Origin of the sequence: Streptomyces tateyamensis (genome assembly GCF_003205575.1) — a bacterium.
Lineage (GTDB): Bacteria > Actinomycetota > Actinomycetes > Streptomycetales > Streptomycetaceae > Kitasatospora > Kitasatospora tateyamensis.
The window spans coordinates 1-19,135 of sequence record NZ_PYBW01000058.1; the positions used below are offsets into that span (position 1 = coordinate 1).

The window sequence follows — 19,135 nt, forward strand, 5'->3', positions numbered from 1 at the left end:
CCGCGCCCTGCGGCGTTCGCCGCTGCTGCTCTGCTGCGCCGCTGCGGCGCCGTGGTGCCGGCGCGTCACGGCTCCTGCGGCAGCAGCAGCCAGAGCGCCAGGTAGAGCAGGAACTGCGGCCCCGGCAGCAGCAGCGAGGCCAGGAAGATCAGCCGCACGGTCGACGGCGTCAGGCCGAAGCGCTCGGCGACCCCGGCGCAGACGCCGGCGATCAGGCGGTTGTGGCGAGGGCGGGCGAGGGTGCGCATGACGGGCTCCTGCGAGGTCGGTGACCGGGTGAACAGCTCCATCCTCGGCCCGCGGGGTGCGTTCAGGCGTCCATCCGGATGCCGATCCGCGACCCCCGGGTCTCACCGGGGCGGTCGGCCGGGATCTGCGGGTCCGGCTCAGGGTCTTCCCTGAGAGGAGCGGTCGGCCGCGCCGGTCGGCCGCGCAGCGCGGCCCGCCCGACGGGCACCACCAGCAGGTGGGCCAGGGCCGCGCCGATCACCCCGAGCAGGATGTCGTCCACGTTCAGCACCTGGTCGCCGAGGGCCGTGCGCATCCCCTCGAATCCGGTGGCCACCAGGGCGGCGCAGGCGGTCGCGTGCACGAAGGACGGGAACCAGGCGGTGCGCAGCCGGCCGCCGGCCAGCGGCACCAGCACGCCGAGCGGGGCGGCCGGCGCCAGGGCGCCGAGCAGTTGGTCCAGGTCGCCGTCGGCCAGCGAGCGCTGCACGCTGGCGAACGGGGTCAGGTTGGCGTCGTACGCCCAGGCGGGCGGCGCCTGGCGGACCGCCAGCCAGCAGAGCAGCAGGAAGTAGAGCCCGATCAGGACCAGGCCGAGCGAGCGCAACGGCAGTTCGCGGTCCCTGGGGAGCGCCGGAGCCGGCGGACCTGAGCCGTCCGGCGGGGCCTGCTGCCCCTGCCGTCGATCGCTGATCCGCACCCCGTCGCGCGCCTGTCGCCTGCCGGTGCCATCTCGCTGCACGCCACCGAGGACGCGAGGGCGGCGACCTGCGGTTCCCGGGGCACCCGAACGGATCAGCCGGGACGGGGCAGCCGGGCCGGATCGAGTCCGCCGGGACGGGGCAGCCGGGCCGATCAGGTCAGGCCGGCCCGGGTCACTGGCAGCGCAGCGTGCCGCTCGGGCTCGGACTCGGGCTGGGCGCCGCCGAGGGCTGGGCGCTGAACAGGCTGCCGCCGGGCGCGGCCGGCGACGCCTGCGGGCCGGCCTCGGCGGACGGGCGGCCGGTGCCCTTCGGGGGTCCGGAGCCGGGCCCCTTCAGCGCGCCGGCGGCGGGGCTGCTGGGCGCCGCGGGCGGGCGCACCGGGCTGGGGCAGGCGGTCCTGCTGGCCGGCGCCCCGGCGTCCACCGGCACCGCGGTCGGCCGGATCCCGCAGCCGGTGGCCAGCAGCGCCAGCAGTCCCACCGCCCCCGCGAGGGCTAGGCGCCGTCCCGCGCCGCGCGGCTCAGCCATGGTCACCAGCTCCGTTCGGTGCCGCGTCGGCCGGGTCGTCCCCGGGCCGCGGCGGCGGTTTGAGCGGCAGCCACAGGGTGAACACCGCACCGCCCTGCGGTGCGTTGGCGGCGGTGATGGTGCCGCCGTGGATCTGCGCGTTGGCCATCGCGATGGACAGGCCCAGCCCGCTGCCCTCGGAGCGGGCCCGGCCCTTGTCGGCCTTGTAGAACCGGTCGAAGACGTGCGGCAGCACGTCCGGCGGGATGCCGGGGCCGCTGTCGCTGACCCGCACCTCCACCCCGGCCGGCTCCTGCGACACCTGCACCCGCACCGGCGAGCCGCCGTGCTTGAGCGCGTTGCCGATCAGGTTGGCGAAGACCACGTCCAGGCGGCGCGGGTCGACCATCGCCCGCACTCCGCGCGGGGCGTCCAGCTCGACCGCGTCGTACCAGGCCCGGCCGTCGATGCAGGACATCACCAGGTCGGCGATGTCCACCTCGTCGGCGACCAGCTTGGCGGTGCCGGCGTCGAACCGGGTCACTTCCATCAGGTTCTCCACCAGGTCGGAGAGCCGGCGGGTCTCGCTGACCACCAGGCGCACGGCGGGCTCGATCATCGGGTCCAGCGCGTCGGCCTCGTCCTCCAGGATGTCGGTCACCGCGGTCATCGCGGTCAGCGGGGTGCGCAGCTCGTGCGACATGTCGGCGACGAAGCGGCGGCTCTGCGCCTCCCGGGCGCTCAGCTCCTCGACCTGGGCCGCCAGCGCCTCGGCGGTGCTGTTGAAGGTGCGGGCCAGGTCGGCGAGTTCGTCCGCGCCGCTGACGGTGAGTCGGGTGTCCAGCTTGCCCTCGCCCAACCGCCTTGCGGCGTCGGCGAGCTGACGGACCGGGCGGAGCACGGTGGCGGAGGCGGCCTGGGCCAGCAGGGTGGCCGCGATCAGCGCCAGCAGGGTGGCCACCGCCAGCGACCAGCCGAGCGTGTCCAGGTCGGCCCGCTCGTTGTCCAGCGACTTGAACATGTAGGCGGTCGGCCCGGTGGGGACCACCTTGGTGCCGCCGACCAGGTAGGGCGCGCCGCCCAGGTCCACCCGCTGCCAGTACAGGTGGTAGGCGTACGGGTTGCCCTCGCCGACCGGGCGCGGCCGGTCGACCGCGGCGACCAGCGTGGAGGGCACCTGGGTCAGGGTGAACCGCGAGTCGGAGGTGGCGGTGCAGCCGGGCTGCGCCTCGTCCACCACGACCACGGTGTAGCCCAGGCCCGAGCTCGCGACGTCGTTGGCCAGCCCGGTCAGGTCCGGGCAGGAGGCGCCCAGCGGCAGCCCGGAGACGTTGCGGCTGAGCGAGACCCGGAAGTCCTTCAGCGCGCTGTCCTGGGCGCGCTTGAGCACCGCGTCCCGGTTCAGCCAGTAGGCGATCCCGGAGGCGGAGACGGCCGCGGTCAGCGCGACCACGGCGAAGACCGCGACCAGCCGCACCCGCAGCGAGCCCAGGCGCAGCGTGGTCATCAGCAGCCGGCGCCCCAGCGTGGACAGCGGGCGGTCGCCGTCGTGGTGATCGGTCACGTCGTCAGGTCAGCCATTCGCTCGGGGCCTGCTCCTCAGGCGGGCGGGTCGAGACGATAGCCGACGCCGCGGACGGTGCGGATCAGGGTGGGGGCCGAGGGCACGTCCTCCACCTTGGCCCGCAGCCGCTGCACGCAGGCGTCCACCAGGCGGGAGTCGCCCAGGTAGTCGTGCTCCCAGACCAGGCGCAGCAGTTGCTGGCGGGACAGCGCCTGGCCGGGCCGGCGGCTGAGCTCCAGCAGCAGCCGCAGCTCGGTCGGGGTCAGCTGGAGGTCCTGGCCGTCCTTGGTGACGGTCATCGCCGAGCGGTCGATGACCACCGAGCCGTAGGCGGAGGAGTCGGAGCTCTCCCGCTCGCCGCGGCGCAGCACGGCCCGGATCCGGGCGTCGAGCACCCGTGGCTGGACCGGCTTGACCACGTAGTCGTCCGCGCCGGACTCCAGGCCGACCACCACGTCGATGTCGTCCGAGCGGGCGGTCAGCAGGATGATCGGCAGTTGGTCGGAGCGGCGGATCCGGCGGCAGACCTCGAAGCCGTCGATTCCGGGCAGCATCACGTCCAGCACGATGAGGTCGGGGCGCTGCTCCTTGAACAGCCGCAGCCCGTCCTCGCCGGAGGCGGCGGTGGCCACGCGGTGGCCCTGGCGGGTGAGGGCGAGTTCGAGGCCGGTACGGATGGCGTCGTCGTCCTCGATCAGAAGCAGGAATGGCACCCGGTCATTCTGGCCCACCGGGTGCACCGCCGGGAACCGCCGGAGCCGCAACGGGCGTCAAGGGTGTCGAGGACCACTGCGGGACCAAGGACCCCCTCCTTGTGACACCGCTGTGACAGTCGCCGGACACCGCCATGACGGGCGGCGGGCAGGATTTTCCTTGTCACCGCGACGGGGCCGCAGGTCAGAGCCCCGGGCGGCGGCACCGAACGGACCCGCACGTACCGACCATGGGGGCGCAATGATGAACGCAACGCTCGAGACCAGGAAGATCTGGGACGCGCAGTGTTCATCTCCGCGCGGTCGGGTCGAGAACTGCTCGGGGGGCCGCCGGGGGAACGCGGCGAGCAGGACGCACGGGACCGCCAAGGGCACCACCCTCTTCCAGCTGCTGCCGGTGGAGGAGCGCCCGCAGGTCGTCGGACAGGGAGGCGCGCAGGAGGAGCACTCGGCCGCCGAGGTGGACCACCTCACGGAGTTCACCGCGTACGTGCGCGAGCGCCGCGCCTCCCTGTACGCCACCGCCTACCACCTGACCGGTGACCGGTTCGAGGCCGAGGACCTGCTGCAGACCGCACTGTTCTCCACCTACCGCGCCTGGGGCCGGATCACCGACAAGGCCGCGGTGGGGGGCTACCTGCGGCGCACCATGACCAACCTGCACATCTCGGCCTGGCGTCGGCGCAAGCTGAACGAGTACCCGACCGAGGAGCTGCCGGAGACCGTCGGCGACACCGACGCGATGGGCGGCACCGAGCTGCGCGCCGTGCTCTGGCAGGCGCTGGCGAAGCTGCCGGAGAACCAGCGCACCATGCTGGTACTGCGTTACTACGAGGGCCGCACCGACCCGGAGATCGCCGACATCCTGGACATCAGCGTCGGCACCGTGAAGTCCAGCATCTGGCGCGCCCTGCGCCGGCTGCGCGACGACGAGCAGCTCAACCGCACCGGCGACACCAGCCGCGCCTTCGGCGAACTGGTGGCCTGACCGGAGCCCGGTGAACTCCCGTCGGGGGACGGGGAAACGGGCGCACAGCCGCGCGAGGCTCGGGGGAGCCCCCGCGCGTGACCTCAGTTGCGCCCACCGAACAGTCGGACCCGGCGTCTCGGGAGAGGACGCCGGGTCCGACTGCTTCGCACGCTGCTCAGAGCTCGACGAGGCGCTGGAGGTTGATCTCGACCGGGAAAGGCAGTTCGGTCTTGAGCGTCCTGACATGGTGTCCGCCACCGGGTGCAGGTGTGTAGACACCCGCCTCGCGGTCCAGCCAGAACTCGAACACCTCGGGCAGGTCGTCCGTGCCGCGCTCCACCCGCCAGAAGTACGGGATGCCGGCCTCGGCGTAGAGCCCGGGCTTGCGGAACCTGTCGTCCGAGCGCGAGCCGGGGGAGACCACTTCGACGGCCAGGGACACCGAGGCGACCGGCAGGCACTCCAGCGAGAAGACGTTCAGGCCGGCCTTGTCGAACACCACCACGTCGGGCTTGGGCGGGTTGTACTCGTCGATCAGGACGCACTGCTCGGAGTTGACCGCGAACGGGGCCCGCCGGGCGAGTTCAAGGTGCAGGTACAGCTTGTCCCGAACGGTGTTGTGCCAGTGACTGGTCATCCCCCGAGGCACGATCTCCCCATCCACCAGGTCGAAGTCGAAGGGCAGGTCGAGGTCCTTGACCTGCTCGTACGTCCATCTACGGCCTGGCGGGTTTATCCAGTCGATCGGCGCGGCTGCCACGGCTTCCTCCTCGCGGTACGGGACCGACAGCGTCTGATGCCCAATCTAGCCGCACGGTGAGGCCGGGGAACCGGTTGCCGGGCCGGGTCCTCCGCAGGGGTGACGGTCAGCGGCCGGCCGGGACCGCCTGCGGGGACGGGAGGGCCGCGACCGCGCGGATGCGGTCGGCGGCCTCAGGGACGTCGCAGGGGTGGGCGCCGAGGTCGGTCTGGCGGGACACGATGGAGCGCTCGGCGCGCATCAGGCGCCACCCGCGGCGCAGCAGCACCGGGACCGACTTGCGGCCCTCCCGCACGTCCCGGCGGAACCGCCGCCAGGCCGTGGTGAGCGGGCGGTTGCGCAGGCAGAGCGCGTCGCCCAAGAGGCCCTCGGCCCGGCACTGGGCCACCAGTTCGGCGGCGAAGATGCCCTCGGCGACGAAGGCGTCGGCGCCGCCGAGGTCGAGCAGGTGGGTGCCGTCGCGGCCGTTGGCCCGGATCGAGTAGACCGGCACCTGGGCCCGGCCGAACTCGGTCAGCACCCGGATCGCGGCCAGCGCGTCGGCCCGGTGCCAGCTGAGCGGCGAGTCCCAGTCGGTGCCGCTGCCGTCCGGCAGCCGGGGCAGGGTGGGGTCGTCGCCGTCCTTGTAGAAGTCGTCCAGCTGGAGCACCGGCAGGCCGCACCGCTGGGCCAGCGAGGACTTCCCCGATCCCGACGGCCCGGAGAGCAAAATCACCCGGGCGCGGGCAGGAGGGAGAGGGTTCAGCGAGGAGTCACTCACGGGACACCAGTCTGATGCATGGAGGCCCGCTGACGGAACCGCCCGGGGCACAACTGGCATAGTCCGGGGATGACATGCGCCACAGCACCGGTGACGCGCGGTCGGCAGCCGGACAAGGCAGGACGGACCCGCGCCAGGGGGGAGAGGCGCGGGTCCGTCGGGGCCGCCCCGGCCCCTGGGGGGGTGGGGGCAGGTGGGACGGCCGTCTTCGGGGGTGGGTCCGGACTACTGGCCCATCGGGTGCCAGACCGTCTTGGTCTCCAGGAAGGAGAGCAGCCGGTCGGTCCCCGGGGCGAGAGTCCAGTCCTGCGCCGACGGATCCACCGCCGGGCGCAGCACCCGCTTCAATGTATCGGCCGCCAGCGCCTCCAGCGAAGCCGCCGCGCCGGGTCCTTCGCCTGCGATCGCTCCGGCCAGGTCCAGCGCGTTCACGTCCTGGTGCGAGGCCAGGGTGGGCGCCAGGTCGGCGGTGCGGCCGGAGACCAGGTTGACCACGCCACCGGGCACGTCCGAGGTGGCCAGCACCTCGCCCAGCGACAGGGCCGGCAGCGGCGCGTCGGCGGCCACCGCGACCACCGCGGTGTTGCCGGTGGCGATCACCGGGGCGAGCACCGAGACCAGGCCAAGGAAGGAGTGGCCGTGGCCCGCCTGCGGGGCCACGATGCCCACCACGCCGGTGGGCTCGGGCACCGAGAGGTTGAAGAACGGGCCGGCCACCGGGTTGGCGGCGCCGGCGATCTGGGACACCTTGTCGGTCCAGCCCGCGTACCAGACCCAGCGGTCGATCGCCTGGTCGACCAGCGCGGCCGCCTTCTTGGCGCCCAGGCCCTCGGCGGCGGCCACCTCGGCGGTGAACTGCTCGCGCCGGCCCTGCAGCATCTCGGCCACCCGGTAGAGCACCTGGCCGCGGTTGTACGCGGTGGTGCCGGACCAGCCCTTGACGGCGGCCCGGGCGGCCAGCACGGCGTCCCGGGTGTCCTTGCGGGTGCCCAGCGGGGCGTTGGCCAGCCACTGGCCCTTTGCGTCGGTCACCTCGTACACCCGTCCGCTCTCGGAGCGCGGGAACTTCCCGCCGACGAACAGCTTGTACGTCTTGAAGACGTCAAGACGCGTCACGACATCAGACATCGAGGTAGGCCTCCAGACCGTGGCGGCCACCCTCGCGGCCGTAGCCCGACTCCTTGTAGCCGCCGAACGGCGAGGTCGGGTCGAACTTGTTGAAGGTGTTGGCCCAGACGACGCCGGCCCGCAGCCGGTCGGCCGTCCAGAGGATCCGCGAGCCCTTCTCGGTCCAGATGCCGGCCGAGAGCCCGTACTGGGTGTTGTTGGCCTTCTCCACCGCCTCGGCCGGGGTGCGGAAGGTCAGCACCGACAGCACCGGCCCGAAGATCTCCTCCCGGGCGATCCGGTGCGCCTGGCTCACCCCGGTGAACAGGGTGGGGCGGAACCAGTAGCCGGCGGCGGGCAGTTCGCAGGCGGGGGCCCAGCGCTCGGCACCCTCGGCCTCGCCGGCCGCGGCCAGCTCGGTGATCCGGGCCAGCTGGGCGGCCGAGTTGATGGCGCCGACGTCGGTGTTCTTGTCCAGCGGGTCGCCGACCCGCAGGGTGGCCATCCGGCGCTTCAGCGCGTCCAGCAGCTCGTCCTGGACCGACTCCTGGACCAGCAGCCGGGAGCCCGCGCAGCAGACGTGGCCCTGGTTGAAGAAGATCCCGTTGACGATGCCCTCGACCGCCTGGTCGATCGGCGCGTCGTCGAAGACGATGTTGGCCGCCTTGCCGCCCAGCTCCAGCGAGAGCTTCTTGCGGCTGCCGGCCAGCTGCTTGGCGATCGCCCGGCCGACCGCGGTCGAGCCGGTGAAGGCGACCTTGCTGACGTCCGGGTGGGCGGTCAGCGCGGCGCCGGTGCGGCCGTCGCCGGTGACGATGTTGACCACGCCCTTGGGCAGACCGGCCTGGCGGCAGATCTCGGCGAACCGCAGCGCGGTCAGCGGGGTGGTCTCGGCCGGCTTGAGCACCACGGTGTTGCCGGTGGCCAGGGCCGGGGCGATCTTCCAGGCCAGCATCAGCAGCGGGAAGTTCCACGGGATGACCTGGCCGGCCACGCCGAGCGGCTTCGGGTTCGGGCCGAAGCCGGCGAAGTCCAGCTTGTCCGCCCAGCCCGCGTAGTAGAAGAAGTGCGCGGCGACCAGCGGCAGGTCGACGTCGCGGGTCTCCTTGATCGGCTTGCCGTTGTCGATCGACTCCAGCACGGCCAGCTCGCGGGAGCGCTCCTGGACGATCCGGGCGATCCGGAACAGGTACTTGGCCCGCTCGCTGCCGGGCAGCGCGGACCAGTCGGCGAAGGCGGCCCGGGCGGCGGCGACCGCGCGGTCCACGTCCTCCTCGGTGCCCTGGGCGAACTCGGCCAGCACCTGCTCGGTGGCCGGGTTGACGGTCTTCAGCGCCTCGCTGCCGCTGGAGTCGACGAACTCGCCGCCGATGAAGTGGCCGTAGGAGGTGGCGAGCTCCCCGGCCGCGGCGGGGGACTCCGGCGCGGGCGCGTACTCGAACACCGGCCGCGCGGCGGCGGGGACGTCCTTGGCGACGTTCTTCTTGGCCATGGTGATCAGTCCACCGTCACGTAGTCGGGACCGGAGTACCGGCCGGTGCGCAGCTTCTGGCGCTGCATCAGCAGGTCGTTGAGCAGGCTGGAGGCGCCGAAGCGGAACCAGTTCGGGGACAGCCAGTCGTCGCCGAGCGTCTCGTTGACCATCACCAGGTACTTCATCGCGTCCTTGGTGGTGCGGATCCCGCCGGCCGGCTTCACGCCGATCTGGGTGCCGGTGGCGGCCTTGAAGTCGCGCACCGCCTCCAGCATCAGCAGGGTCACCGGCGGGGTGGCGTTGACCGCGACCTTGCCGGTGGAGGTCTTGATGAAGTCGGCGCCGGCCAGCATCGCCAGCCAGGAGGCGCGCCGCACGTTGTCGTAGGTCTGCAGCTCGCCGGTCTCGAAGATCACCTTGAGGTGGGCGGCCGTGCCGTCCCCGCGCTCGCAGGCCTGCCTGACGGCGCGGATCTCCTCGAAGACCTCCAGGTAGCGGCCGGAGAGGAAGGCGCCGCGGTCGATCACCATGTCGATCTCGTCGGCACCGGCGGCCACCGCGTCGGCGGTGTCGGCCAGCTTGACCGGCAGCGCGGCGCGGCCGGCCGGGAAGGCGGTGGCGACCGAGGCGACCTGGACCGCGGTCCCGGCCAGCGCCGCCTTGGCGGTGGCGACCATGTCCGGGTAGACGCAGATCGCGGCCACCTGCGGGGTGTCCGGGTCGGTGGGGTCCGGGTGCTTGCCCTTGATGCAGAGCGAGCGCACCTTGCCGACCGTGTCCGCGCCTTCCAGCGTGGTCAGGTCGATCATCGAGATGGCGAGGTCGATGGCGAAGGCCTTGGCGGTGGTCTTGATCGACCGGGTGCCCAGCGCGGCCGCGCGGGCCTCCAGGCCGACCGCGTCGACGCCGGGAAGGCCGTGCAGGAAGCGGCGGAGCGAGGCCTCGGAGGCGGCGACGTCGCTCAGGCCGCCGCCCGCAACGCCGGGGGCATGGGCTGCGAGAGTGGACATAGTCACCAGATCAGCATATCTACGCGCGTAGGCAAGTGGTAGCGGGGGCTGCTCTTTCGATGCGTGACCGAGACCTGCCCGGTCGGGGAGCGCCCTCCTCGCCGATTGCGGGCGGAATATGCCAGATGACCTGAGCCCCTGTCACGAGAAACGGCGAGAAAGCTCAAATCTCGCGCAGATCAAGCCAATCGCTGGACTCGGCGGGACGCTAGCCGGGTAGCGTCCCTGTCAAGGGGAGGCCCCTCTGTACGGCGGGGGCGGCCGGGGGAGGTGGCACGGTGTTCGACTCGGCACAGTGGCCCATGGTCTGGACCGGGTTCCTGATGATCGCGGTGAGCGTGCGGCTCGCGGTGACGGTCCGCGGCTACCGGCACCGGCGGACCGGTCCGGCCCGCCGGCCCAGCCACCTGGAGTGGCTGCCGGGGCTGGCCGGACTGATCGGCGTGGTGGGGGCGGGGCCGCGGGTGCTGCGGGCCAGCGACTCGGTGCTGGTGGTCACGGACGACCTGGCCGGGGCGGCCACCGGTGCGGTGCTGGTGCTGCTGCTCTACGGCGCGGTGGTGCTGCTGCGCCGGCAGCGCGGCTGACCGGCCGGCCCTGACCCGTTCAGGTGACCGGTTCGGGTAGCCCGTTCAGGGCCGGGCGCCCTGGCCTGAACGGGGCCCCGCAGAGCCGGTCCCTGCCGCGGCCGAGCGGCCCTGGCCTGCGCCGTTTCGGGCGCCCGCGAACCGGCCGGTCCGGGTCGCGGCCGAAAAGTGACCGACGCGCCCCGCTGGAAGCCGGGTCGGATTTGGCAGAATCGTCCTCATGACCGATTCCCACGGCCTGCCGCACCACGGCGCAGCCGCCCCCGCCGACGGGCCGAAGACCGCTGACCAGGTCTTCCGCTCCACCCCCGGCATGATCTCCGGCATCCTGCTGCTGCTGACCGCCGGCTGGCTGGTGGTCGACGCGATCCTCAACGGGACCGGCCGGACGCCGTGGATCGCGGTCGCCGCGCTCCTGGTCTTCGGCCTGCCGATCTTCGCCTACACGCTGCGGCCGGCCGTGCTGGCCGGCCGCGACCGGATGGTGGTGCGCAACCCGCTGCGCACCATCACGGTGCCCTGGGCGGCCCTCGAGGGGCTGCGCTCCGGCTACTCGGCCGAGCTGACCACCGGCGGCCGGACCTACCAGGTGTGGGCCGTGCCGGTCTCGCTGCGCCAGCGCAAGAAGGCGATGCGCCGCGACGCGATGTCCGCCGGGGCCGGCGACCCGCGGGCCGCCCGGGTGGGCGCGGTGAGCCGCGCGGGCCGCAACTCGGTGCTCGGCGCGCCGGACCCGACCCGGGCCTGGTCCGACCAGGTGGTCGACTTCCTGCGTGAGCGCGCGGAGATCAACGCGTCGCTGCCGACCGCCCAGGGCGAGACCCAGGTGCGCTGGTGCTGGCCGGTGATCGTGCCGGCGGTGGCCGGCCTGGTCGCGCTGATCGTGCTGATCAACATCTGAGCTGTCCTGAGGTACGGCTGAGGCCGCCCACCCCCGCGGGGGTGGGCGGCCTCAGCCGTACCTCAGGACAGCCGGTCAGATCCCGGCCGCCGCCGCCAGGTCCCGCTTGAGCGCGGCCAGCAGCCCGGCCGCGGCCCGGCGGGCGTCGGCCAGCTCGGCGGCGCCGGCCACCGGCAGCACCACCTCCAGGTAGCACTTGAGCTTCGGCTCGGTGCCCGAGGGGCGGACCACGATCCGGGCCGAGCGCACCTGCTCGCCGGCCAGGTAGTAGCGCAGCCCGTCGGTCGGCGGCAGCTCGGCCGAGCCGGCGCTCAGGTCGTCGGCCCGGGTGACCCGCAGGCCGGCCAGCGCGGTCGGCGGCTGCTCGCGCAGCCGGCCCATGGCGGCGGTGATCAGCGACAGGTCCTCGACCCGGGCCGAGAGTTGGTCGGTGGCGTGCAGGCCGTGGGTCAGCGCCAGGTCGTCCAGCAGGTCGGTCAGGGTGCGCCCGGACCGCTTGAGGGTGGCGGCCAGCTCGGCGATCAGCAGCGCGGCGGTGATCCCGTCCTTGTCCCGCACGCCCTCGGGGTCCACGCAGTAGCCCAGCGCCTCCTCGTAGCCGTAGCGCAGGCCCTCGGCGCGGGAGAGCCACTTGAAGCCCGTCAGCGTCTCGGCGTAGTCCAGGCCGGCCGCCTCGGCGATCCGGCCGAGCAGGGTGGCCGAGACGATGGTGGTGGCGAAGGTGCCGGTGGCGTGCTTGGCCACCAGCGCGGCGCCGAGCAGCGCGCCGACCTCGTCGCCGCGCAGCATCCGCCAGCCGCTGCCGGCCGCCGGGTCCGGCACCGCGACGGCGCAGCGGTCCGCGTCCGGGTCGTTGGCGATCACCAGGTCGGGGCCGACGGTGGCGGCGGTGGCGAAGGCCAGGTCCATCGCCCCGGGCTCCTCCGGGTTGGGGAAGGCCACGGTCGGGAAGTCCGGGTCCGGCTCGGCCTGGGCGGCCACCACGGTGGGAGCCGGGAACCCGGCCTGCTTCCAGGCGGCCAGCAGGGTGTCCCGGCCGACCCCGTGCAGCGGCGTGTAGACCACCTCCAGCTCGCGCGGGCCGGCCGGGTCCAGCACGGTGAGCGCGCGGGCCAGGTAGGCGTCCAGCACCTCCTCGCCGAGCACCTGCCAGCCGTCGGCGGCCAGCGGCACCTCGGTCAGCGAGGCGACCGCGTCGATCCGGGCGGCGATCCCGGCGTCGGCCGGCGGCACGATCTGCGCGCCGTCGCCCAGGTAGACCTTGTAGCCGTTGTCCCGGGGCGGGTTGTGACTGGCCGTCACCATCACGCCGGCCGCCGCACCCAGCTCGCGGATCGCGAAGGCCAACACCGGGGTGGGCAGCGGGCGCGGCAGCAGCGCGGCGCGCAGGCCGGCGCCGACCATCACCGCGGCGGTGTCCCGGGCGAACTCGTAGGACTTGTGGCGGGCGTCGTAGCCGACCACCACCAGGCCGCCGTCCCCGTTCGCGCGCAGGTAGGAGGCCAGGCCGGCGGCGGCCCGGATCACCACGGCGCGGTTCATCCGCATCGGGCCCGCGCCCAGCTCGCCGCGCAGGCCCGCGGTGCCGAACTGGAGCCGGTCGGCGAACCGCTCGGCGAGCTCGGCGGCCACCGCGGGCTCCGCGGCGCGTGCCAGCAGGGCGGCGAGCTCCTCGCGGGTGTCGGGGTCGGGGTCCTCGGCCAGCCACTGGCGGGCCCGGTCGAGCAGGAGGGTGGTCTCGGCCATCGCTAACTCCGTAACTGGTCGTCAGGGCTCAGGGATCGGCCCGGGCACCCGCACAGTGCGGGTGCCCGGGCCGCAGGGTGGTCAGATCCGCTCCAGGACCTTCGCCAGCAGGGCGCCCATCCGCTCGGCGGAGGCCTTGCCGGCCTCCAGCACCTCGGCGTGGTTCAGCGGCTCGCCGGTGATGCCGGCCGCCAGGTTGGTGACCAGCGAGATGCCGAGCACCTCGGCGCCGGCCTCGCGGGCGGCGATCGCCTCCAGCGTGGTGGACATGCCGACCAGCTCGCCGCCGATCACCCGGGCCATGTTGACCTCGGCCGGGGTTTCGTAGTGCGGGCCGCGGAACTGGACGTAGACGGCCTCGTCCAGGGTCGGGTCCACCTCGAGGCACAGCTCGCGCAGCCGCTTGGCGTACAGGTCGGTGAGGTCGACGAAGTTGGCGCCGACGATCGGCGAGTCGGCGGTCAGGTTGATGTGGTCGCTGATCAGCACCGGCTGGCCGGGCTGCCAGCCCTCGCGGAGGCCGCCGCAGCCGTTGGTCAGCACGACGATCCCGCAGCCGGCGGCGGCGGCGGTGCGCACCCCGTGCACCACGGTGGCCACGCCGTGGCCCTCGTAGTAGTGGTTGCGGCCGAGGAAGACCAGGGCGTACTTGCCGCCCACCCTGACGGAGCGGATCTTGCCGGCGTGCCCGGCCACGGCGGGGGGCGGGAAGCCCGGCAGGTCGGTCACCGAGATCTCGGCCACCGTCTCGCCGAGCAGGTCGGCGGCCGGCACCCAGCCGGAGCCCATCACCAGGGCGACGTCGTGCCGCTCGACACCGGTCAGCTCGCGCAGGCGGGCAGCGGCGGCCTGGGCGGCTGCGTAGGGGTCGTCGGACACGGCGGTCTGAGGAGAAGCGTTCACACCGCGAGGATAGACAAGAAAACCCTACGCGCGTAGAACCCGGGGTCGGACCATGCCGGATCGTTACCCGTTTGACCGGAAAACACCGGTTATCGGCAGTGGCCGGGGGGTGCCTTCGGTGGAAACTCCAGTTGTCCGCGCGGCGGCCGGGGCCCCCGGGCCGGCCGGTCAGCAGGGGCGGCGGCGCAGCTCGTGCACGTAGTCGTCGGGCGCCCCGGCGCTCTCCGCGGCATCCGCGATCAGGCCCAGGTAGCGGGCGGCCGGCAGCCCGCCCTCGTAGTCGTTCAGCACGTAGGTCCAGACCGGGATCGAGCCGTCCAGGGTCTGCGCGCGCAGCCGCACCTTGCGGTAGATGCCCAGTTGCAGGCCCTCCCAGCGGTCCAAGCCTTCCAGGTCCATCGGCGCCACGTCGTACAGCGAGACGAAGACCCGCTCCTTCTCGTCCTCCGCCACCGTGGCCAGCGAGCCCTCCCAGCCCAGGTGCTCGCCGCCGAAGGTCAGCCGCCACCCGTCCAGCCAGCCGGTGCCGCGCAACGGCGAGTGCGGCGCGCGGCGGCTCATCTGCCGGGCGTCGAGGTTGGTGGCGTACGCGGCGTAGAGCGACATGGGCGTCAGCCTACGGGAGTTGGCAACCCGATCAAGGGCCCGCCGGGCCGGGGTGCGCGCTGTGCGGTGCGTCACACCGATTGGTGACCCGCACGAACCAGCGGCCCGCTGCACGTGTGTGCGTCGGCGTGCGGGACAATGGTGCACGTGACTCGGATCGTGATCATCGGTGGTGGACCCGGCGGCTACGAGGCGGCCCTGGTGGCGGCTCAGCTCGGCGCGGAGGTGACCGTCGTCGACCGCGACGGCCTGGGCGGCGCGGCGGTGCTGACCGACTGCGTGCCCTCGAAGACCCTGATCGCCACGGCGGAGGTGATGACCGGCTTCGACGCCTCCTACCAGGAGCTCGGCATCCGGCTGGCCTGCGACAGTGAGCGCGCGATCAGCGTGGACCTGGGCAAGGTCAACCGACGGGTGAAGCGGCTGGCGATCGCCCAGTCGCACGACATCACCCAGTCGGTCACCCGCGCCGGGGTCACGGTGCTGCGCGGCGCCGGCCGGCTCGGCGCCGGCGGCCAGGCGGCGGACGGTTCGCGCGAGGTGGTGGTGGCGTCCCCGGACGGGTCGACCCAGTCGCTGCGGGCCGACGCGGTGCTGATCGCCACCGGGGTGCGCCCGCGCGAGCTGCCGGACGCCCAGCCGGACGGCGAGCGGATCCTCAACTGGAAGCAGGTCTACGACCTGGAGGAGCTGCCCCAGGAGCTGATCGTGGTCGGCTCCGGCGTCACCGGCGCCGAGTTCGCCGGCGCCTACCAGGCGCTGGGCTCCAAGGTCACCCTGATCTCCAGCCGGGACCGGGTGCTGCCGGGCGAGGACCCGGACGCCGCCGAGGTGCTGGAGGACGTGTTCCGCCGCCGCGGCATGAACGTGCTCGGCCGCTCGCGCGCCGAGAGCGTCAAGAGGGTGGGCGACCGGGTCGAGGCGCAGCTCGGCGACGGCACGGTGGTCAGCGGCACGCACTGCCTGATGGCGGTCGGCTCGATCCCCAACACCTCGGAACTGGGCCTGGAGGAGGCCGGGGTCAAGCTGAACGACTGGGGCCAGATCAAGGTGGACCGGGTCTCCCGCACCTCCGCCCCCGGCGTCTATGCGGCCGGCGACTGCACCGGCGTCTTCATGCTCGCCTCGGTTGCGGCCATGCAGGGCCGGATCGCGATGTACCACGCGCTGGGCGACGCGGTGCAGCCGCTCAACCTGAAGACCATCGCCTCCAACATCTTCACCGACCCGGAGATCGCCACCGTGGGCTACACCGCGGCGGACGTGTCCTGCGGAAAGATGGACGCGGTCGAGGTCAAGCTGCCGCTGCGGGGCAACCCGCGGGCCAAGATGCAGGGCATCCGGGACGGCTTCGTGAAGCTGTTCTGCCGCCCGGGCACCGGCATCGTGGTGGGCGGTGTGGTGGTCGCGCCGCGCGCGAGCGAACTGATTCACTCGATCTCGCTCGCGGTGGACAACAACTTGACGGTCGAGCAGGTGGCGAGCGCTTTCACGGTGTACCCCTCGCTGTCCGGTTCGACTGCCGAAGCCGCCCGCCAGCTGCACATTCGCAAGCGGGCCGAGAGCGAATCCTGATCGTTTCACCCCCTCGCGCGGGCGGTTCGCCCACTCGGCCGGGGTACGCCGGAGCTCCGCGGCGCGCATTGTAAGCCCGCGCGCCGCCGAGCGGGGCGGAGTTCCTCTTACTAGCGGCAAACGCCTGAAAGCCGACCGCCCAGGGGGTTACCGTCGGTTCTGTGTTTGCTGCAGAACGTCGCCAGTTGATTCTCGAAATGGTGCGCGCCAACGGAGCCGTGTCGCTCCGCGAGTTGGCACGCGTGGTCCAGACCTCCGAAGTGACCGTCCGCCGGGACGTGCGGGCGCTCGAGGCCGAGGGGCTGCTCGACCGCCGGCACGGCGGCGCGGTGCTCCCCGGCGGCTTCAGCCGTGAGCCCGGGTACCCCCAGAAGACCCACCTCGCCGCCGCCGAGAAGAGCGCGATCGCCGATCTGGCGGCCACGCTGGTCGAGGAGGGGGATGCGGTGGTGATCGGGGCCGGCACCACCACCCAGGAGTTGGCCCGTCGGTTGGCCCGGGTGCCGGGCCTGACCGTGGTCACCAACTCGCTGCTGGTCGCCCAGGCCCTCGCGCACGCCAACCGGGTCGAGGTGGTGATGACCGGCGGCACCCTGCGCGGCTCCAACTACGCCCTGGTGGGCAGCGGAGCCGAACAGGCCCTGAGCGGCCTGCGGGTGACCAAGGCATTCATCTCCGGCAGCGGACTGACCGCCGAGCGCGGCCTCTCTACGGCCAACATGCTCTCCGCGAGCGTGGACCGGGCGTTGGTGCAGTCGGCCGCCGAGGTAATCGTCCTCGCCGACCACACCAAGCTCGGCGCGGACAGCATGTTCCAGACGGTGCCGACCGAGGCGATCACCCGCCTGGTCACCGACGAGCAGGCCGCCGGGCACGACCCGACCGCCCGCGAGCTGGACGCGCTGGCCGACTGCGGAGTGCAGATCGCCCTGGCCCCGCTGGGCCTGGTCGCCGAGCCGCCCGGCCACCCCGGCCTGGAGCGCCACCCGCAGCAGGTCCAGCCGCCCGGCGCGCCGCGCCGCGCGCCCGGTCCCGGCAGCGCCCCGCTGCCCGGACCGCGCCGCCCGGCCCCGCACCAGGCGCCACCGGGCCACCTGCCCACCCGCCTGGCCGCCGGGGCCAGGTGAGGGCGCCGCGCGGGCCGGGGCGGCCCGGGAACCCGATGGCCCGCCGGTCGGAGTCGACCAGCGGGCCATCCAGAGGGAGCTGACGCGGGGTCAGCCCGGGGCCGTTACTCGGCGTCCTTGATCTCGCAGAGGGCGGCGCCGCTGCTGACGCTGGCGCCGACCTCGGCCTTGAGGCCGACGACGGTGCCGGCCTTGTGGGCGTTGAGGGGCTGTTCCATCTTCATGGCTTCCAGGACGACGATCAGGTCGCCTTCGGCGACGACCTGGCCCTCTTCCACCGCGACCTTGACGATGGTGCCCTGCATCGGTGAGGCGAGGGTGTCGCCGGAGACGGCCGCGCCGGCCTTCTTCGCGCCGACACGGCGCTTGGCCTTGCCCGCCCCGGCGCTGCCGGGGGCGGAGGCGGAGGCGGTGGCCGCGCCGAGGGAGGCGGGCAGCGAGACCTCGATCCGCTTGCCGCCGACCTCGACGACCACGGTCTCGCGTCCGTCGGGCTCCTCGCCCTCGACCGCACCGCCGGCGAACGGCTTGATGGTGTTGTCGAACTCGGTCTCGATCCAGCGGGTGTAGACCGTGAACGGCGCCTGGGAGCCGTGGACCTCGGGGGCGAACGCGGGGTCGGTGACCACGGCCCGGTGGAAGGGCAGGGCGGTGGCCATGCCCTCGACCTTGAACTCGGCCAGCGCCCGGTGGGCGCGCTGCAGGGCCTGCTTGCGGTCGGTGCCGGTGACGATGAGCTTGGCCAGCAGGGAGTCCCAGGCGGGGCCGATCACCGAGCCGGACTCCACGCCGGCGTCCAGGCGCACGCCGGGCCCGGAGGGCGGGGCGAACAGGGTGACGGTGCCGGGGGCGGGCAGGAAGTTGCGGCCCGGGTCCTCGCCGTTGATCCGGAACTCGAAGGAGTGGCCGCGCACCGGCGGGTCGTCGTAGCCCAGTTCCTCGCCGTCGGCGATGCGGAACATCTCGCGGACCAGGTCGATGCCGGTGACCTCCTCGGAGACCGGGTGCTCGACCTGCAGGCGGGTGTTGACCTCGAGGAAGGAGATCAGGCCGTCCTGGGCGACGAGGAACTCGCAGGTGCCGGCACCGACGTAGCCGGCCTCGCGCAGGATCGCCTTGGACGCCCGGTACAGCTCGGCGTTCTGCTCGGCGGTCAGGAACGGGGCGGGGGCTTCCTCGACCAGCTTCTGGTGGCGGCGCTGCAGGGAGCAGTCGCGGGTGGACACGACGACGACGTTGCCGTGCCGGTCGGCCAGGCACTGGGTCTCGACGTGGCGCGGGTTGTCGAGGTAGCGCTCGACGAAGCACTCGCCGCGGCCGAAGGCGGCCACCGCCTCGCGGACCGCGGACTCGTACAGCTCCGGGATCTCCTCCAGGGTGCGGGCGACCTTGAGGCCGCGGCCGCCGCCGCCGAAGGCGGCCTTGATCGCGACGGGCAGGCCGTGCTCGGCGGCGAAGGCCACCACCTCGTCCGGCCCGGAGACCGGGTCGGGGGTGCCGGCCACCAGCGGCGCGCCGGCGCGCTGGGCCACGTGCCGGGCGGTGACCTTGTCACCGAGGTCGCGGATGGCCTGCGGGGGCGGGCCGATCCAGACCAGGCCGGCGTCGAGCACGGCCTGGGCGAACTCGGCGTTCTCGGAGAGGAACCCGTAGCCGGGGTGGACGGCGTCCGCACCGGAGTCGGCGGCCGCCTTGAGGACCTTCGCGATGTCCAGGTAGCTGGTCGCGGGCGTGTCGCCGCCGAGAGCGTAGGCCTCGTCGGCCACGCGCACGTGCAGCGCGTCCCGGTCGGGCTCGGCATAGACGGCGACACTGGCGATACCGGCGTCCGAGCACGCCCTGGCAACGCGGACAGCGATTTCTCCGCGGTTGGCGATGAGCACCTTGCGCACT

At 73.4% G+C, this 19,135-nt stretch carries 19 protein-coding genes; 5 read left to right on the forward strand and 14 right to left on the reverse strand.

What is annotated here, in order from left to right; translation table 11 throughout:
* Positions 1-65: 65 nt before the first annotated feature.
* The 5 genes from C7C46_RS18210 to C7C46_RS18230 form a co-directional block, all read right to left on the reverse strand.
* Positions 66-248 (reverse strand): PspC domain-containing protein, encoded by a 183-nt coding sequence (locus tag C7C46_RS18210; RefSeq protein WP_110670983.1) that lies wholly within the window; start codon positions 246-248, stop codon positions 66-68.
* 62 nt (positions 249-310) lie between these two features.
* On the reverse strand, positions 311-970 hold the full coding sequence (locus tag C7C46_RS18215) for a VanZ family protein (RefSeq protein WP_181442403.1): 660 nt from the start codon (positions 968-970) through the stop codon (positions 311-313).
* Positions 971-1,103: 133 nt separating this feature from the next.
* Positions 1,104-1,460 (reverse strand): hypothetical protein, encoded by a 357-nt coding sequence (locus C7C46_RS18220; RefSeq protein ID WP_146259121.1) that lies wholly within the window; start codon positions 1,458-1,460, stop codon positions 1,104-1,106.
* Positions 1,453-2,946: a sensor histidine kinase gene (locus tag C7C46_RS18225; protein ID WP_110670984.1), complete on the reverse strand. Its 1,494-nt coding sequence runs from the start codon at positions 2,944-2,946 to the stop codon at positions 1,453-1,455. The genes C7C46_RS18220 and C7C46_RS18225 overlap by 8 nt, the downstream gene beginning before the upstream one ends.
* A gap of 92 nt (positions 2,947-3,038) precedes the next feature.
* Entirely contained in the window at positions 3,039-3,716 is a 678-nt protein-coding gene (locus tag C7C46_RS18230; protein WP_110670985.1) for a response regulator transcription factor, read from the reverse strand.
* Between the two features lie 244 nt (positions 3,717-3,960).
* On the opposite strand from C7C46_RS18230, the gene C7C46_RS35090 reads away from it, so the two are divergent.
* Positions 3,961-4,704 carry a SigE family RNA polymerase sigma factor gene (locus C7C46_RS35090; protein ID WP_245984492.1) on the forward strand — a complete coding sequence of 248 codons (744 nt, stop codon included), beginning with the start codon at positions 3,961-3,963 and terminating at the stop codon, positions 4,702-4,704.
* 157 nt (positions 4,705-4,861) lie between these two features.
* On the opposite strand, the gene C7C46_RS18240 is transcribed toward C7C46_RS35090, so the two are convergent.
* The 5 genes from C7C46_RS18240 to deoC all read right to left on the reverse strand — a co-directional run bounded on the left by C7C46_RS18240 (position 4,862) and on the right by deoC (position 9,797).
* Positions 4,862-5,446, reverse strand: a complete 585-nt coding sequence (locus C7C46_RS18240) for a Uma2 family endonuclease (protein WP_245984493.1) — start codon at positions 5,444-5,446, stop codon at positions 4,862-4,864.
* Positions 5,447-5,552: 106 nt separating this feature from the next.
* On the reverse strand, positions 5,553-6,206 hold the full coding sequence (locus C7C46_RS18245) for an ATP-binding protein (RefSeq protein WP_110670920.1): 654 nt from the start codon (positions 6,204-6,206) through the stop codon (positions 5,553-5,555).
* 225 nt (positions 6,207-6,431) lie between these two features.
* On the reverse strand, positions 6,432-7,334 hold the full coding sequence (locus C7C46_RS18250) for an aldehyde dehydrogenase family protein (protein WP_110670921.1): 903 nt from the start codon (positions 7,332-7,334) through the stop codon (positions 6,432-6,434).
* Positions 7,327-8,805: an aldehyde dehydrogenase family protein gene (locus tag C7C46_RS18255; RefSeq protein ID WP_110670922.1), complete on the reverse strand. Its 1,479-nt coding sequence runs from the start codon at positions 8,803-8,805 to the stop codon at positions 7,327-7,329. Before C7C46_RS18255 ends, C7C46_RS18250 begins: the two co-directional genes overlap by 8 nt.
* 5 nt (positions 8,806-8,810) lie before the next feature.
* Positions 8,811-9,797: a deoxyribose-phosphate aldolase gene (gene deoC, locus C7C46_RS18260; protein WP_181442407.1), complete on the reverse strand. Its 987-nt coding sequence runs from the start codon at positions 9,795-9,797 to the stop codon at positions 8,811-8,813.
* A gap of 278 nt (positions 9,798-10,075) precedes the next feature.
* Between deoC and C7C46_RS18265 the strand changes: the two genes are divergently transcribed.
* Entirely contained in the window at positions 10,076-10,384 is a 309-nt protein-coding gene (locus C7C46_RS18265) for a hypothetical protein (RefSeq protein ID WP_110670924.1), read from the forward strand.
* 220 nt (positions 10,385-10,604) lie between these two features.
* Positions 10,605-11,285, forward strand: coding sequence for a PH domain-containing protein (locus tag C7C46_RS18270; protein WP_110670925.1), 681 nt, complete (start codon positions 10,605-10,607; stop codon positions 11,283-11,285).
* A 75-nt stretch (positions 11,286-11,360) separates the two neighbouring features.
* Here C7C46_RS18270 and C7C46_RS18275 read toward each other — a convergent pair whose 3' ends face one another.
* The 3 genes from C7C46_RS18275 to C7C46_RS18285 form a co-directional block, all read right to left on the reverse strand.
* Positions 11,361-13,031, reverse strand: a complete 1,671-nt coding sequence (locus tag C7C46_RS18275; protein WP_110670926.1) for a phospho-sugar mutase — start codon at positions 13,029-13,031, stop codon at positions 11,361-11,363.
* A gap of 81 nt (positions 13,032-13,112) precedes the next feature.
* The gene (locus tag C7C46_RS18280) at positions 13,113-13,934 is read right to left on the reverse strand and encodes a purine-nucleoside phosphorylase (protein WP_110670927.1); all 822 of its coding nucleotides are present in this window, start codon (positions 13,932-13,934) and stop codon (positions 13,113-13,115) included.
* 168 nt (positions 13,935-14,102) lie between these two features.
* Positions 14,103-14,540 (reverse strand): gamma-glutamylcyclotransferase family protein, encoded by a 438-nt coding sequence (locus C7C46_RS18285; RefSeq protein WP_110670928.1) that lies wholly within the window; start codon positions 14,538-14,540, stop codon positions 14,103-14,105.
* A 138-nt stretch (positions 14,541-14,678) separates the two neighbouring features.
* Here C7C46_RS18285 and C7C46_RS18290 point away from each other — a divergent pair, with 138 nt between their 5' ends.
* Both C7C46_RS18290 and C7C46_RS18295 read left to right on the forward strand, forming a co-directional pair.
* On the forward strand, positions 14,679-16,115 hold the full coding sequence (locus tag C7C46_RS18290; RefSeq protein ID WP_110670929.1) for an NAD(P)H-quinone dehydrogenase: 1,437 nt from the start codon (positions 14,679-14,681) through the stop codon (positions 16,113-16,115).
* A gap of 197 nt (positions 16,116-16,312) precedes the next feature.
* Positions 16,313-17,242 (forward strand): DeoR/GlpR family DNA-binding transcription regulator, encoded by a 930-nt coding sequence (locus C7C46_RS18295; RefSeq protein WP_245984495.1) that lies wholly within the window; start codon positions 16,313-16,315, stop codon positions 17,240-17,242.
* 104 nt (positions 17,243-17,346) lie between these two features.
* Here C7C46_RS18295 and C7C46_RS18300 read toward each other — a convergent pair whose 3' ends face one another.
* Complete coding sequence (locus C7C46_RS18300) at positions 17,347-19,134, reverse strand: acetyl/propionyl/methylcrotonyl-CoA carboxylase subunit alpha (RefSeq protein WP_110670931.1); 1,788 nt, start codon at positions 19,132-19,134, stop codon at positions 17,347-17,349.
* Position 19,135 lies beyond the last annotated feature (1 nt).